Source organism: Stenotrophomonas sp. FBCC-B152, assembly GCF_059134105.1.
Genome location: NZ_CP101442.1, coordinates 839059 through 852830 on the forward strand (window position 1 = coordinate 839059; position 13772 = coordinate 852830).

Genomic DNA, 13772 nt, shown 5'->3' on the forward strand with positions numbered 1-13772 from the left:
ATCTGCTGAACGCTTCATGCCTGCGACGCCGGTCTGAGGCCAGGGAGTTCTCCTGCCAGGGAGGGGCCAGCAACCGATGGTCGCCGTCGTGTTTTGTAGCAAAGCCTCGGCGCACCCTGCGGCAAACCCCTCTTTGCGGGGAAGGCAGACCACAGCAGCGGCCATTCCCCATGTGGTGCTGGCATCGGTCCCCTCTTCACACGATAGTGCAGCGACGCCTGCAGCTAACACACCCTATTGCTATCCACCGCCCCCAGTGCAATGCTCCTAGAGTGATGTAATTTCGGGCTCAATGAGCCGGATGGCGGAGCGCGACCATGACAGGAAGCATTGGGGTAGCGTTTCTTATCAGCATTAAGCAGCTTGCCGACAGATTCGCGAGTGGTGTAAGGAGTGCACTGCGGGAGTGATGTTGGAGGGCTCGTCCAGGCACGAACAACATGGGTAGTCAGCAATCGGACGATCGTCATTTCAACGTGGTCTTGGGCCTCTTTGATACCAGCTACACCGCAGAGGTCTGGCAAGAGTCGGTGGACGACTGGATCCTTCTTAGTGTGCGCCTCGAGTCCGGGAAAAGCGAAACGGTTCAGCGAACATCTTTTGCAACGTTGGAGGCCGCGCTGTTTGCAGCGGAGAACGTCGCTAAAAGTCTAATTGTTGGATAGCTGTCGGTAGTGAGGTTCTAGATGGCAGCAAAAGGCTTACTGCTGTGGGTGCACGTCAGGTTGCGGGTCCATGGCTACGCGTCGTTCATTCAGCCGGCCACGGTGTCAGTCGATCTAGGGCAAGAACAGGTTATGTCCTAACCAAAAAGCACGTCATCGATATCCGCTGACGCAGCCGAAGCTACAGCTGAAAGCCTTTGTGTCGTTCTGAAGCACTCAGCCCCCAGGCGCAGGCTTTGAGTCAAGCGTTACGACAAGCGGCCGCACACCCGAGAGACGATTCAGTGACGCTCCCTCGATCGACAGTTGGCTTCGCCCTAGGTCACTGGAGCGGCGCGGACGCCTGCAAAGATCCGGGACCGCCTAGCACGCCGGTTGGAAATCGTTTTACGAACTCCTCGAACCGCACTCGGCTAACCCCTTGCCGCGCCCCGCAGGTGTTGCACGTCAGGATGCCTGCGCCCCCCAGATCTACCAGGCCATTGCCCTCGGAGAGACTCGACACCGTAGAACAAGCGGCGCACTGCACTTCGACACAGCGTAGTGCTCGAATCGTCTCTGGACCGTCCGCCTCTGCGGAAACCGATCGGAGATGAAAGACACCGGTATTGGGCACGACACAATCCTCTTCAGTAACATTATCAGGCTTGGCAAGACTCTCCATGCGGGCTCAGCGGAACCAAGACCAGCGATGCCTAGTCTTTGCCAGTGGCCCGCGTGACTGTGGGAGTAGAGCCCTGAGAAATGATGCTCACGGCACGGTCACTCGCGCGTGAAGACAAAAGGTCAAGGCGCGCGCAGCTTCAGAGAGCAACGCACGCCGGAAAGGATTGAGCGGGCACCTGAGGGTCGCTTCTCTACCGATCACAGCGCTTGCCGCACCGAGTTGAGCAATTCATGCAAGGTGAATGGCTTGCGCAACAGGCCGGTGGCGGGTGGAAGATGCGAAGTGGCATCTGCATCTGCGCCCGCATAGCCCGTCACCAAGACAACGCGCAAGTCGTTCTGATTGGCCTGGGCCCGCTGCGCCAGCTCCCGGCCATCCATCCCCGGCAGGCTAAGGTCGGTGAGGAGCAGGTCGAAGCGGCCGTGTGTCTCGATGGCCGTCAGGGCCGTCTCGGCATTGCTGGCTGCGATAACGTCATAGCCGCTGGATTCGAGGATGTCTTGGGTCATCTCTCGAACCGCCTCATCGTCCTCCACGTAAAGGATCTTCGCAACGGGCTCGCTGGGCACCACTAAAACCTCCGGATGGGGATCGCCATTTTGTTGGTCGACACTTGCTGTCCAGGTGCTGGGTTGGCAATGACCTCTGGCAGCCGCACTTCTGGTGTAGCTTGGGATCTCGGATGGATCGCGTTGCAATCCGGACGTGCATCGTCCAAGCCCTAAGATACAACGACGTGACAGGAGACTTGCAAGCATCTGAGTCATGAGGCCCAGTCACATCGACCACTCGTTGCGCAGAAGTGGCATCATGGACCCACCCCGGGGTCCGCCAACCCCGGGTAGTCCTAAGTGATGCGATCACTTGCGATGCCGGGACTCACCGATGGCTTTGAGAGCGCGAGTGCTCCCTATTGTTGAGTCGACGCCCCCGCTTGGGGCACCGTCGTGACCGGTTCTTTCCTCAACGCGCATGTTGTTACGCAGACGGCCAACGTCAGCGATGCTCGTTTGTGCCTGCGCCAAGCGGAAGGCAGCACCGCATCTCCCTGAGGTCGAGCGGGCGGTAGGACGTCAATCCACAATGCGCTCGTTGCTAGCGCACGTGCAGGTGAACGAACGCCCGAACTTAGAAGGCTGGGCGCCCGTTGGTCGAAAGGTGCTTGCTCACCAAAGCATCTAGGCAAAAAATCCCCGACGAGGGATCTGGGTTCTCTAAATCAACGACGTCAAAGGGCGCCCAGGTGGCAGCGGCCACACGGGAGGTGTCCATGGTCGCGACGGAAATCATGTGCATCCCCCAGTAGGGAAAAAGACGCTGATGGACAGTGCCGCTGGCCAATTCCAGAAGCGCTGTGTGACTTCTCGACGCTTGGACCCTTGCATAGACGGCACTAACGCCGTCTTCAGGCCCTTCAAAGTATTGAAGGAATCGCTGGCCGTCAGACAGCAGCACGCCGGTGACTCCGGCTAAGCGGTTGAAGCGCTCCGCGTCGGCGGCCAAACGGACGGCCTGTTCTTCTGTGACACCTTCTGAACGTTCACTCGTATAGACGACAGCCCGTAAGGGCATAGCTGTTCCTAAAGATGAGCGCGTGGGGGGGCGCGTGAAGACTTTAGCAAACCGCCAACACCAATTGAGCTTTGAGTCTGAACGGTTAATTTTTCGCCTAGGGGCCCGGAGAGGGTAGGTTGAAGGGATGAAGCATGGAGAGAGCAATGGATCACATGGAGCAAGCGGGAATACGTTGGTTGAGCTTCCGTCTTCGAAACGGTCAGTCGATCGCTCCCGGGAAACTGAAAGAAGCCTGGTCAAACGCTGCGCAAACAAGCAGATGTGCTGTAAGGCGGGATAACGTGGTTGGAGGTGCGTGCGTCTACGGACTCTACGCGCCGGAACGCTTGGCTGCACCGCGCAGTGCCGAACTACGAATGCGGGAATTTTTATCCAACGAAGGCTACGTTTTCACCATGGGCACGATCCGCGGCGATGGAGCGCCGCCGGACGATGGGGCCAAGAAATAGTCTTCCCGCTGACCACGCCGGGTTCGCCGTTCCGAGGTCGACTTAACGCTTCAGCATAGCGCGTTGCTCGCCTTGGCCAAGGGCGTAAATTCACTCAGTGCTTCTGGAGTTAAGCGATGGCAACTAGGCGTGTCGTTAGCTGCGTCACCCTCTCACCGGAACCTTCTTCTCGCCTGGTGACGACAATCGGAGGGATGCATCCGCACGGGCGTCGGTGGTCTTTGTCTGCCGAGGCGGCGATTGCGGGTATTGACAGGGGCGAGTGGACCTTCCACATCGAGCTGGTCGCGGGCCTGGTGCCCCTCACTGTCGGGACGACAGAAGCTGGCGAACGATGCCTGACGATGGATTGCGGTCCAGCCGAGTGCGGCGACTTGCTCCTGTTGCCTGGATGTCCGGCGGCAGAAGCGTTCAACTGAGACGTCGGCAGGGCGGCGCCGAGACGCATGGTTCTGCGGAGCCAAGGCGGGACAGGCAAGGACGTTGGCCTTAAAATGGGACGGCTGAGCCTGGGTCGAGGTGAAGCGTAGCGCTCCTCCCCGCACCGGTGGGGACGATTAGGAGTGGAAGAGTGCCTTACGAAGCCCTTGAGACGATTTTCAGCCTGCGAGAGCAGATCCCGGGCTTCTGCTGCATCGTGGGCTGTCATGACTGCTGTGGTCCGGTGACAGTGTCGACCGACGAGATGGCGCGGCTGCCTCGCAAAAGCGACGCGGAGCGCGATGCGGCACTTTCTCAGTTGAGTTGCCCGCACTTGGGGGCGGGCGGGTGCCAGGTCTACCAGGAGCGGCCTCTGATCTGTCGGCTGTTCGGCACTACTCCGAACCTCCCGTGCCCGAACGGCCGCCGACCGGTCTACATGATCGAGGAAGATGTTGAGCAGCGCATCCACCAGTTGCTTCGCAGCACTCGCCAAGTCCTGCTGTGAGGTAAGGGCTCGTTGGTGCCAGCAGCCGGCTCGATGCCTAACGGGGCGTCCAGCTCAAGGTCGGAATCTGCGCCATCCGCGTCATGCTTCACTTGTCTAGTCGCTGCCGATGCCAGGGGCGTTTGGTTCTCCCGCTTCTGGACTCTTGCCCGCAGCCGAATCCGCCAAGGGCGGGGGCGGCGGGGGTTGCCGGTGGCAAAGCCAGAATGCAAACAGCGCCTCATCGACGCTTGGGATGACCCGGGTCCCTGAACGTGCTTCGGCTTCCAGAGTGTCGAGAAATGCCGATCCCGCCGTGAACTGCTTGACCGAAGGCGTGAACTGCTGCGCTGACGAGAAAAGGTCTGTCGAATTGATTCCGGATCCATCGCACAGCAAAGACAAGAAGACCGCCTTGCCTTCCTCCGTCATGCCGGTTACAGGTGGCTTAGATGGGTGAAGCCACATCAAGCCTAGCGAGGTCAGCTGGACCAGCCGAGCCGGTGAAGGACGAAATCCCTGAGCCGCCATGCTGAGGTCCGCCAGCAAATCCAGCCGTTTTTGAAGTTCCATGAGCTCACGCTCCGATCGCCTGCCACACCCGCAATGTGTCACCTCATGAAAGAGCATTCAAGCGGACGCCGACAGGGCGCCCCACCGAGGGGCAGGCGCCAGGTCGCCCGAGCTCAGGTTTGCAGCGCGGCTGGACGAAGATAAATCCAAAGCCCGATCGCACAAAGACCGACGATCGCCGAGGGCAGGAGCAGTGTGAGAAATCCCAATCGGTGGAAGGAGGTTGCTGCGACCATGCCCCCCGTTGAAAAGCCGAATAGCACAAGCGCCCACATGGCCAAACGGCGGCGGGGAACGGGATGTCCCCGACACACCTGGCCGAGCACGAGGCCAAAGTCGGTGAAGAAGCCCGTCAGATGGGTGCTGCGGATGGACGAGCCGCTGTAAAAGGACGTCATGGCGTTTTGCAACCCGCAACCCGCTGCGGCGAAACAGGCACCGAAGGCATTTTCACCGGCCAGCAGGGCTGCGGCAGCGATGAAGAGCATGGCTTCGACGGCGAGCAGTCCCACGTAGGCGCCAGAGAGGCTCCTGTCCCGAAGCAGCAAACCGGCGCCGAACGATCCAATCACGAAGCTGATAATCACTGCGAGCAGTTGTTGGGCATTGCCCCAGTTGCTGCTCTCGATGGCAATGCTTTGCAGGCTCACCGTGCCGGTCATGTGACTGAAGGCTTCATGTTCATACCCGAGGTAGCCCACCGCGTTCACCACCCCGGCAGCAAAAGCAAGCAGGCCAGTTCCTACCCAAACAACTCGCGGCACCTCTATGCCCACGTGACGACTCCTTTTCTATGAATTGGCGTGCGCCAACCGCCGGGCGGCCGGCAGGACGCATCCCCACCGAGCACCACAGGCCAAGGCGACTGGTGCTGCCTGCTGAGTATAGAATCTCCAGAGGCCCGCCTAGTGGGCCAAGTTGACCAGCTAGGAGATTGGGTGATGGATGCGTTGCCAAAGGCCATTGCGCTCGGGTGGGGCAAGCTCTACATGACCGTCCCCGAGTTTCGCGAGGCGTTTAGACACGCGATGTCGGCCATTGATCGTCTGCCACCCAAGCTGGTTGAGCGAGGGGGTGCGCTGGACTATCCGCCCCTACACCACGCATGTTTTGCGAGGTGAAGTGGAACTGGTCAGGGGCCTCCTGGAGGCAGGAATTGGTCCAAATTCTTACCCGTTCACCGAAGACGAAACGGACGAGCCTCCTCTAATATGGGTGATCACCGCAGACACCTTGGACACGGACACCAAGATCGCAGTGGCGTCCCTCCTGCTGGAGTTCGGGGCGGATGTTGGGGAGCGGGAGGCCCTGGCGTTCGCGATGCAGTCCTCGGACAAAGCCTTCGCAAACTATCTAAGGGATGCAACCCAGCGTTGACTGGGTCGTTCCGACACTCATATCCCCATCCGCAATGAGTGGTCTGCCATCCATCCCGCACTGTGTTTGGACGACTAGGAATGCCCGGACTCACCTGCGCCGAGTCGGAGTTGTGGACCAATTGTCGACCGCAGGAAGTAGGCAGCGCGGCGCAGCGTGAAGGCGACGACGATGCCGCGCTAACACCGCGTTGGCTGTTTTATCACCATTCCCTTAGCAACCCTTGCGGAGAATCCCAGCCACCTTGCTGGATTGGACCACGGTGGTGGTTCCCAGAATTTTTAAATCAAGCGTGGCCTGGTAGAGGCTAGCGAGGGGGGGGAACTTGATAGGCCGGTTCTTAATCACCGATGTGCAGGCGGACATGGTTGACTCGACGACCGTGCGATCGTTAAGAGCAGTAGGGGTGACGTGCAAGGCGTGTGGGCGCAGCGCTGTCCTCACCTTGAATCAAGGGCTGGAAGAGATCGACGGCGGAGGCGTGCTGACCTGCCCCGGATGTGGCTGCCGCCAAACGGTGAGCCGGAAGCGATTCGAAGACATGTTGGCTTCGCAGCTTCGGGGTCAGTCGCGAGAGGATTTGTGAGGCAAGCGCCGGACCCGAACGTCTAGAACAGGCGGGGTTCCTCAAGGATGAGAGGAGGGTGGATTGGGATCAGCGTCTACCGCTTGATGATTTGGGTTGGGCGGGCCACACTCGGGGCGCAACGGCCTAAGGATCTAGCAATGGCCCCAAGACCAGCCAGTGGGATTCGCCGAGTCACCTTGTCAGTCGGGCGTCATGTTTACACGTCCGAGATTTGGCGCGAAACGGAGACAAGCTGGGCTCTGCTAAAGGTGCAAGTCCACAGGGTCGGTGTGGTTGGCGGGATCGAGTTTCATGGAACCTCCTGTCTGGAGGTTCTTCGACGCGCGGAGGCGATTGCCATGGAAATCATCTCGTTTGAAGTCAAAGACTTGGATGACGAAACACGGCTGAGCCATCCGGGCCGGTTAACAGGCGGATGATCAACGCGCACTAGCCAGGCTTTCGCGTGGATATCGCCCTCCCTGCCACCTGGAAGTGCGCCCACGATCCAGGCACCCGCGGGCTGTGACGTTTGCAACGTAAACCTTTGGCATGGCAAAGCTTCTGCGCGGGCGCCCAGTGCCGGTCGCCGATTGCTGCTGTCCCGCGCCCGCAAGTCAGCGGGCAACGGGGGAGCGCACAGGCCAAGCCTCCGTTTAACGCTTGAACAAAAAGCCCCCTGGCGGTGCTCCGCTCGGCGCCGCGGGTGGGTTCCACAACGTGGGAGCAACCCGTGAGGGCGAATCGTTGGACAGCCCCCTGCCGTGGTGCTTGCCTTGCCTTCGACGGGGCTAATTTGGCCTGGGCGGTGCTCCGGCTTAGGCAAGAGGTGGATCGCCGACGCCGGTGGGGAACCTGGCCATGAAGTCCGCCAACATTTGGCCAGAGACGACTTGCCTGCAGGAGCAGTTAGGGCACTCAAGCAGCGCCCCTCCAGTGGGAAGATTCACCACGTCAGGCGGCGAGGTGCCCATAAAACTTCGGCGACACCGCCCGCACCGCGCGTGGACCCACTCCACCGTGAGTAAATCGGGCCCTGACTTGGGCGGGGCGGTTGCAATCGACCTCGAACAGGTAAAACTCATCGGTGTCTGGCACGATGGACTCTTGGTCTAGCGAGTGAACCTTTAGCTCCTGTTCCTCGAGCCAATACCGCCTTGTAGGTCGTGGCTAGTTCTAGGGGCCGCGTGGCGCGCGCTTCATGCTGGTTCTAAGTTTACCTCCACGGAAACCCGCCAGGGACAGCTCTGCACATCAAGGAACCGGCTCACCATCACCATTTATGAAGGAAAAGGCTGTTGCGTCCCTTAGCACCTACTGGGGCCCCGGGCCGGCGGCGCTGCCGGAGACGACAGCGCGAGAAACAGCGTTCGGTTTCATTTGTCCAGGACACCCCGGACGACCGTGGCGATGCGGCTGGGAACAATCGCTATCGCTTTGCTTCGGCGTCCTCCGCTGCAAGGGTCACCTTGGCAGTCCTATGGGCCTCGACGCTGCTTATCATTGCAGCGCAAGCCACTTGACGATCCTTCTGGCGGCGGCCCCCGTCCTCTTCAAACAGCTTCAGCTGACGCTTCAACTCGTTGACTTCCCTGTCCCGGGATGATGTGTAGGACGGGTCCGCCATTGTTCGCTTCGCCTGGATCAGCAGCTCCTGAGTTCCTGCTGCTCCGGTCTGGACAATGCCGTCCCATTCCTTGTCTGCTTCGAGTGCAAAAATCTTATGACGAAGGTCTGTTTTCTCAGCGGAGTCCCTCGACTCAAGGTCTTGTGCTTGACGACATTGGTCGCGGTCTTTGTTGGCTATCGCGGCGAGCTCGGTCACCTCTTGGCGAAGCTTTCGGTTTCCGTCGCAGCCTGCGAGGGTAATGGTGATCAAGGCGGTGGCTGCAACGAAGACGACGGTAGAGTGGGTAGACATCTTATCCTCGGAAAAAAAACAAGCGGCGACTGCTCAGGGGCGCGGACAATCTATTCCACCTGAGCTCTCGCAACAGACCCTCGTAGTTCCAGGTGAGGGGCGCTTATGCGGCAGGTGAAGCCACCGTGGGAGTCTCTTCGGTGATGAAGAGCTTCACCGCGATGTTTCCGACAGCGTTGGTGGTTGCCAAGTCCACTGCGCCACCGATCAGCCCCCGAGGATTGGCACCATCTTTCCGAGGTTGACCGCGCCGGTCGTTCCCGCCTTAGTCAAGAGGGGAAGCCCACAGCCTTGTTGATTCGGATCAGCGTGGCGCCAGTGACGCGATTGATGCTGGCCTGGGCCAACTTTTTGCCCACTTGAATCCCAACGTCTTTCAACACCTCCTTGGCGGCGTTGCCAGTGAGGCACGCATAGACGGTGGTCTTCACCTTATCGTCCTTGATGTCGTATCCGCCCATGTGGGCGATCGCGGCGATCGCGGCGATCATGCGAGCCTGGATGAAATAGACGCTGGCAAGGTTGGCAGGAATGGTCACAGGCACGACCAGCAGGCCGCCCAAACCGGTGACGAAGCCCGATGTTGCTGATTTCGCGTTCTGCCAGCGAACCAGTGAGTTGGCCTTGTCTTCCAAGGATCCCGGCTCTTTCATATAGCCCTCTGCCATCTCGATGGCCGAATCGAAGCCCGGCAAGCCCGTCATCGCTTTCTCATAAGCGAAGTCCAAGGCGTGCATGATCTTGCTTTCAGTCAATCCCGTTGCCACCGATACGTCCTTTGTTGGGTGCGATAGTTTCGGCCGGGCTAGCGCAGGCACGGTTTGATATCAATCAGCGAAGTGGTCATCCGTCAGGATCTGCTCAATGAGTAGCCGTAAGGGGGATACTTATGGTCTCCTCCGTGACACTGCTGGCATTGAAGTACCGGCTTCACTATCGGCAGTGCCCAGCGGAACTTATGGGGCTAAGTTCGTGAGAATGCCCGTCAGAACGTCCGTCGCATTCGCTTGGCTCGGCGGGTGCTTTAAAGCGACCTTGCCCCGGTAGGCCTCCCCTCAAGCCTGGCGGCTGCTCCACTGCGTTCCGGCCCGGCTACGCACCGCTGACGCGGTCCTCGCCTTGGGTGCGGAGAGACCCGAGCCCGGGGCCAACGGTTCGCGAGCAATCCGCTCTGTCAGCCGGAAACATCGCATGAACGACCAACAGCACTTTAACGCCGCCAACGCCGAGTTCCTCCATTGCTTCGGGTTGACCTTGGAGGACGCCGGGTTCGAGCCGGACCGGTTCTTCCACACCTACGGCGATTTGTCTCCCCGCGAAGCTGCCGTTCAAGCCGGCGAGGACTACGACCTGGACCGCGTGGACCTGGGGTGGCGATAGCCGCCCCAGTCATTCTTGAGTCGCTTGCGCAACCCATAAAAACCGCTGAGAAGCGTCTAGCCGCCATGAACCACTTGAGTGGCCCGGCATGCGGAGCTGGGGAGGTCTGATATGCGGTCCTTGTCGCAATGCCAAGGGTTTCTGTGGACAGCTTCGCGGATTCGACATTTAGTCAAATACCAACGGGTGGTTGCATCTTGCGAACGTCAGGTTTCGATCAAGGATGAATGTATGGAACATTCAGGCGGGAGGGTTTTATGGGGTTGTCGTATGAGTGGGCCAACAGATTTCGTCGATGTGTGGACGCGATGGATCAGCGTTGCGTTGACGCGCTGCGGGCAGTGGTCGAATCAAGAAGGGCGAGGGGTCTGGTAGCGGGAGGGGTGGTAGTCGTGTTGTTGGGTGTAGTGGCTTGGTCACTACGCCCACTGCCTGACGACGGGGAAGGACTCTCGCAGTTCTGTCGAAGCACTGCAGGTGGCAACACCTTTCGAGCGAACGCTTGTTACGACCGATTGCTGCCGGTGCTTGAAGAGGTCGTTGAGAGTCGCAAGGTCGGGTATGACGTTCAACAAATCGGTGAAGCCTGTTTGCGCGTTGCAGAACGCTCAGGCTGGGATGGCTGCTCGGTCACGGTGACGGGTCTGTTCTCAAGGAGCCGGACCACGGTTGAGTTTTCCAAGGGCGTTGCTGAGCCATTGGCTATAACGAAGCCTGGAGAGGAACAATGAATGGCCATCCATGCGATCCGCGTCAGAAGGCGTCGGAAATGGGGCTGTTTTGATGCCGCGTCTTATCAAGCCTCCATCACCGCAGCACCTTCCTAAGGTCATGCTTCCAGAGGCCATGCATCAAGCGCTCCAAGTGCAAGCCAGCACTGCTGGCGTGACCATCGCGGAAGCCGTGAGGCAGGTGCTGACCCGTGCCATTGCTAAACCTTTTTCCCAATCAAAACCGTTCGAGCCAGGTGCCCGCGTCGCGTTGGCTCCGGTGTCTGCGCCTGCGGACTTGGTGGGAAAGGTGAAGGCGAGGGCAGCGAGGGAGCAGGTCAGCGTTGCTGAGGTGGTGCGGCGTGCCTTGAACGATTTCTTGAACTTGAACGAGGGGAGAGAGTGATGAGTAACAACGTATCTTGCAAGCGTGGGCGTCTCACACTCTTCCATTGGGACGAGGAAGGCGCACCGGATGTGACTGATTCAACCCAGGAGCAGGCGGGGTCTGGAGGTGTGCTCAAGCACAAAGTCACATCGGAATGGCTGATCCCGTTCGTGAGGGAACACCTAAAGCTAAACCAAGAGCCTGTCACGGGCGATCAGGTTGCGGGGTTGGTTCGAGCCCTCCATGAGAACGATGCGGGCTTCTACAAGGCGAGCGATTACATGGAGCTGGCCGGGGTCTTGCTCCAGGAGCTGGTCAGGCACGACCGCACGCAGAGGCAGCGGGAGGGGTGGGATTGGTCGGTTTACAGTTACGAGCAGGTCGTAGGGATGATTGAGCGGGGTGTGTTGCTCGCAGGCATCCCGGAGGTCTCGACCCCATTCCTGCACAAGCATGTGCACCGTCGTGAGCCGACCAAAGAAGAGGCATTGTTCGCTTTGATCAAACGAGCTGTTCGCGAGGTGCTGGCAGAGAGCAAGGCGTAATGCGCCCCTGGCCGCGCTGCGCAACCCAGTGGGTGTTCGCCCCAGTCCTCGCCCTCCTGCTCACCGCTCCATCGCACGCCGAATCCCAGCTCACGGATGGCGAGAAGGCATCGGCCCACCTGGATTTCCGGATCACCATCCCCGCGGTGCTTCATCCCCAAGCACTCGACCCGCAAGAGCCGTTGCGCTGGGGCGTCCAGCGGCGGGTGGAGCATCTGCCCGATGCCCGGGAACAGGTGACCCTGGCCTGGCCGTGAGCCACAGCCCGGCGAAGAGAAAAGGGGCAGGTGCCCCTTAGTGCCGGACTTCAAGGAGCTGAGTTCGTAGCCTTTCGTCACCAACTGACGAGGCAACAACCCATGACGAACGCAACCCCGTTTTTCCCTTTGTCCACCGAGCAGCAGCACCACGCCATCGTGGGATTGGCCTGCCACGGCACCCCCGCCCCGGCCATCGCCGCCGCGGTGGAAGTGGAGTTGCTCACCGTGTGCGAGGTGCTCAACCGCGCCAATATTCAGCCGATCCTCCTTCCCCGCACGTTCCGCATTGAAAACATCGAGTGGGACACCGACGGCGAGGTGATTGAGCGGCTCCCGAGCGAAGGAACGATCACGGTCAAAGACTGGGAACACTGGGAGTTTTCTGACCCCGAAGGCGCCGAATACCGGGCCTTGAGCGAGTTCAGCGACCTGCACGGCTACTGCATGATCGGGAGCAAGGTCACCGAAGTCACGGGCGCCGCGTGGCCCACCACGCCGCAGGAAGCCGCTGGCCTGGTGGAGTCGGCAAACCGGATGGGGGAGTTGCGCATGGGCGATGGGCGCTATGCGTTGGTCACCCATGAAACGCTGGCGCATTGCTATCCCGAGCACCTGGCCAATCACAAGCGGGTGCTGGGGAATGACTTTCACGAGGATTGGGGCAACTGGAAGTTCATGGTCATCGACACGCAAGACGCGGCTGGGCTTCGCGTGATGACTAGCGACATTGTGGATCTCATCCCGCTGCTGCTCAAACTCCATAAAGATCGCGGGCACAAGGGTTTCATGGTTTTCGTTGCGATGCTGATCGCTATGGGGCTGAAGCGTCCGCAGGCCATGGAACATCGAAACGAGGTGTTCCATGTCTGATCTCATCCCGGGCATGAACCTCCCCGAGTTCCTGGCTCGCCGCGATCAGGTGTTGGACGGCTACCGGCGCGCCTTTGAGGCGTTGCTAGACGCCGACGAGCAGGCCAAGCGGGAGGGGCTTGATGACTTTCCGACGCTGGAAGGCTACAGCGCAGGCGAGGGACGGTTGTGGGAGCGCGTGAGCCAGGCCTTGGGTTGCGTCAATCGCCGGTATTCCAAGGAACGCGAGCCCGATCCGCGTCATGTCCTCATGGAGCGCATCACCCCAGCCGTGGACGCCGCGTGCTGGGCCCGGTTGATGGCCCTCTCCGGGCTGTGGTCCTTCATCGACAGCAAGCGTCGGACGGAATGGAACGAGGCGATTCGCCTGGGGGCTGGTTTGCACGGCACCCGCAAGGCGACCACGCCGCCCCCAACGCTCACCGCTGAAAACGTGGCTGCCACGTTTCAGGCCATCCACGAGCAGCGGGCGCAGATGCTCAACGAGGGCTTGCTGGCACTCTTCCGGGGATTGTCTTGGGACTACAAGTCCAACCTGCCCGTGCGCCTGGGTCCGAAGCTGATTCTGGACGGGCACTTCGAGGCGCAGGACCGTTCAAACAAGGGTTGGTATGCCTACAGCAGCAGCGCCGACAAGCTGGACGATCTGGTGCGGGCACTTTGCCTGGCCGATGGCAAGCCCGAGCCGGATTCCCGGAACGGCGCAAGCAGGTTTGCAAAAACCGAAGACATGACCGGCGCCCCTGGGGAACCGTATTTCGAGTTCCGCCGTTTCAAGAACGGCAACGCCCACGTCGTTTTCCACGAGCACGCCATGGGCCTGGTGGACAAGCTCAATGCCCGGATCGCGCAACTGGTGCCCGGGGCACTGCCGGCCCCCCGGTAGTCGCTTTACTTCCGTCGATTGCACGGTAAAA

At 60.2% G+C, this 13772-nt stretch carries 15 protein-coding genes; 9 read left to right on the top strand and 6 right to left on the bottom strand.

Annotation, left to right across the window (positions count from 1 at the left end; all coding sequences use genetic code 11):
- Positions 1-1529: 1529 nt before the first annotated feature.
- On the bottom strand, positions 1530-2099 hold the full coding sequence (locus tag NMB40_RS04130) for a response regulator (RefSeq protein ID WP_494360228.1): 570 nt from the start codon (positions 2097-2099) through the stop codon (positions 1530-1532).
- 361 nt (positions 2100-2460) lie between these two features.
- A complete protein-coding gene (locus tag NMB40_RS04135) occupies positions 2461-2904 on the bottom strand; it encodes a BLUF domain-containing protein (RefSeq protein ID WP_494360229.1) in 444 nt (147 codons plus the stop codon).
- 146 nt (positions 2905-3050) lie between these two features.
- On the opposite strand from NMB40_RS04135, the gene NMB40_RS04140 reads away from it, so the two are divergent.
- Together NMB40_RS04140 and NMB40_RS04145 are read left to right on the top strand one after the other, a co-directional pair.
- Positions 3051-3356 (top strand): hypothetical protein, encoded by a 306-nt coding sequence (locus NMB40_RS04140; protein ID WP_494360230.1) that lies wholly within the window; start codon positions 3051-3053, stop codon positions 3354-3356.
- Between the two features lie 571 nt (positions 3357-3927).
- Complete coding sequence (locus NMB40_RS04145; protein ID WP_494360231.1) at positions 3928-4284, top strand: YkgJ family cysteine cluster protein; 357 nt, start codon at positions 3928-3930, stop codon at positions 4282-4284.
- 96 nt (positions 4285-4380) lie between these two features.
- Here NMB40_RS04145 and NMB40_RS04150 read toward each other — a convergent pair whose 3' ends face one another.
- Both NMB40_RS04150 and NMB40_RS04155 read right to left on the bottom strand, forming a co-directional pair.
- On the bottom strand, positions 4381-4836 hold the full coding sequence (locus NMB40_RS04150) for a hypothetical protein (protein ID WP_494360232.1): 456 nt from the start codon (positions 4834-4836) through the stop codon (positions 4381-4383).
- Positions 4837-4949: 113 nt separating this feature from the next.
- On the bottom strand, positions 4950-5612 hold the full coding sequence (locus NMB40_RS04155; RefSeq protein WP_494360233.1) for a YoaK family protein: 663 nt from the start codon (positions 5610-5612) through the stop codon (positions 4950-4952).
- 346 nt (positions 5613-5958) lie between these two features.
- On the opposite strand from NMB40_RS04155, the gene NMB40_RS04160 reads away from it, so the two are divergent.
- On the top strand, positions 5959-6213 hold the full coding sequence (locus NMB40_RS04160; protein ID WP_494360234.1) for a hypothetical protein: 255 nt from the start codon (positions 5959-5961) through the stop codon (positions 6211-6213).
- A 1997-nt stretch (positions 6214-8210) separates the two neighbouring features.
- Here NMB40_RS04160 and NMB40_RS04165 read toward each other — a convergent pair.
- Both NMB40_RS04165 and NMB40_RS04170 read right to left on the bottom strand, forming a co-directional pair.
- On the bottom strand, positions 8211-8702 hold the full coding sequence (locus NMB40_RS04165) for a hypothetical protein (protein ID WP_494360235.1): 492 nt from the start codon (positions 8700-8702) through the stop codon (positions 8211-8213).
- A gap of 269 nt (positions 8703-8971) precedes the next feature.
- Positions 8972-9469, bottom strand: coding sequence for a hypothetical protein (locus NMB40_RS04170; RefSeq protein WP_494360236.1), 498 nt, complete (start codon positions 9467-9469; stop codon positions 8972-8974).
- 424 nt (positions 9470-9893) lie between these two features.
- Here NMB40_RS04170 and NMB40_RS04175 point away from each other — a divergent pair, with 424 nt between their 5' ends.
- The 6 genes from NMB40_RS04175 to NMB40_RS04200 all read left to right on the top strand — a co-directional run bounded on the left by NMB40_RS04175 (position 9894) and on the right by NMB40_RS04200 (position 13741).
- Positions 9894-10082, top strand: a complete 189-nt coding sequence (locus NMB40_RS04175) for a hypothetical protein (protein ID WP_343312199.1) — start codon at positions 9894-9896, stop codon at positions 10080-10082.
- A gap of 783 nt (positions 10083-10865) precedes the next feature.
- A complete protein-coding gene (locus tag NMB40_RS04180; RefSeq protein ID WP_343326638.1) occupies positions 10866-11198 on the top strand; it encodes a ribbon-helix-helix protein, CopG family in 333 nt (110 codons plus the stop codon).
- The gene (locus NMB40_RS04185) at positions 11198-11725 is read left to right on the top strand and encodes a hypothetical protein (RefSeq protein ID WP_343312198.1); all 528 of its coding nucleotides are present in this window, start codon (positions 11198-11200) and stop codon (positions 11723-11725) included. The genes NMB40_RS04180 and NMB40_RS04185 overlap by 1 nt, the downstream gene beginning before the upstream one ends.
- Positions 11725-11982 (top strand): hypothetical protein, encoded by a 258-nt coding sequence (locus tag NMB40_RS04190; RefSeq protein ID WP_343312197.1) that lies wholly within the window; start codon positions 11725-11727, stop codon positions 11980-11982. Before NMB40_RS04185 ends, NMB40_RS04190 begins: the two co-directional genes overlap by 1 nt.
- A gap of 102 nt (positions 11983-12084) precedes the next feature.
- A complete protein-coding gene (locus NMB40_RS04195) occupies positions 12085-12855 on the top strand; it encodes a hypothetical protein (protein ID WP_343312196.1) in 771 nt (256 codons plus the stop codon).
- Positions 12848-13741, top strand: coding sequence for a DUF4942 domain-containing protein (locus NMB40_RS04200; RefSeq protein WP_494360237.1), 894 nt, complete (start codon positions 12848-12850; stop codon positions 13739-13741). Before NMB40_RS04195 ends, NMB40_RS04200 begins: the two co-directional genes overlap by 8 nt.
- Positions 13742-13772 lie beyond the last annotated feature (31 nt).

Bases quoted from the DNA above. Each gene is read 5' to 3' on its own strand.
- NMB40_RS04130 (WP_494360228.1), bottom strand. From the start codon at position 2,099: ATGACTCAGATGCTTGCAAGTCTCCTGTCACGTCGTTGTATCTTAGGG.
- NMB40_RS04135 (WP_494360229.1), bottom strand. From the start codon at position 2,904: ATGCCCTTACGGGCTGTCGTCTATACGAGTGAACGTTCAGAAGGTGTC.
- NMB40_RS04140 (WP_494360230.1), top strand. From the start codon at position 3,051: ATGGATCACATGGAGCAAGCGGGAATACGTTGGTTGAGCTTCCGTCTT.
- NMB40_RS04150 (WP_494360232.1), bottom strand. From the start codon at position 4,836: ATGGAACTTCAAAAACGGCTGGATTTGCTGGCGGACCTCAGCATGGCG.
- NMB40_RS04165 (WP_494360235.1), bottom strand. From the start codon at position 8,702: ATGTCTACCCACTCTACCGTCGTCTTCGTTGCAGCCACCGCCTTGATC.
- NMB40_RS04175 (WP_343312199.1), top strand. From the start codon at position 9,894: ATGAACGACCAACAGCACTTTAACGCCGCCAACGCCGAGTTCCTCCAT.
- NMB40_RS04180 (WP_343326638.1), top strand. From the start codon at position 10,866: ATGCCGCGTCTTATCAAGCCTCCATCACCGCAGCACCTTCCTAAGGTC.
- NMB40_RS04185 (WP_343312198.1), top strand. From the start codon at position 11,198: ATGAGTAACAACGTATCTTGCAAGCGTGGGCGTCTCACACTCTTCCAT.
- NMB40_RS04190 (WP_343312197.1), top strand. From the start codon at position 11,725: ATGCGCCCCTGGCCGCGCTGCGCAACCCAGTGGGTGTTCGCCCCAGTC.
- NMB40_RS04195 (WP_343312196.1), top strand. From the start codon at position 12,085: ATGACGAACGCAACCCCGTTTTTCCCTTTGTCCACCGAGCAGCAGCAC.
- NMB40_RS04200 (WP_494360237.1), top strand. From the start codon at position 12,848: ATGTCTGATCTCATCCCGGGCATGAACCTCCCCGAGTTCCTGGCTCGC.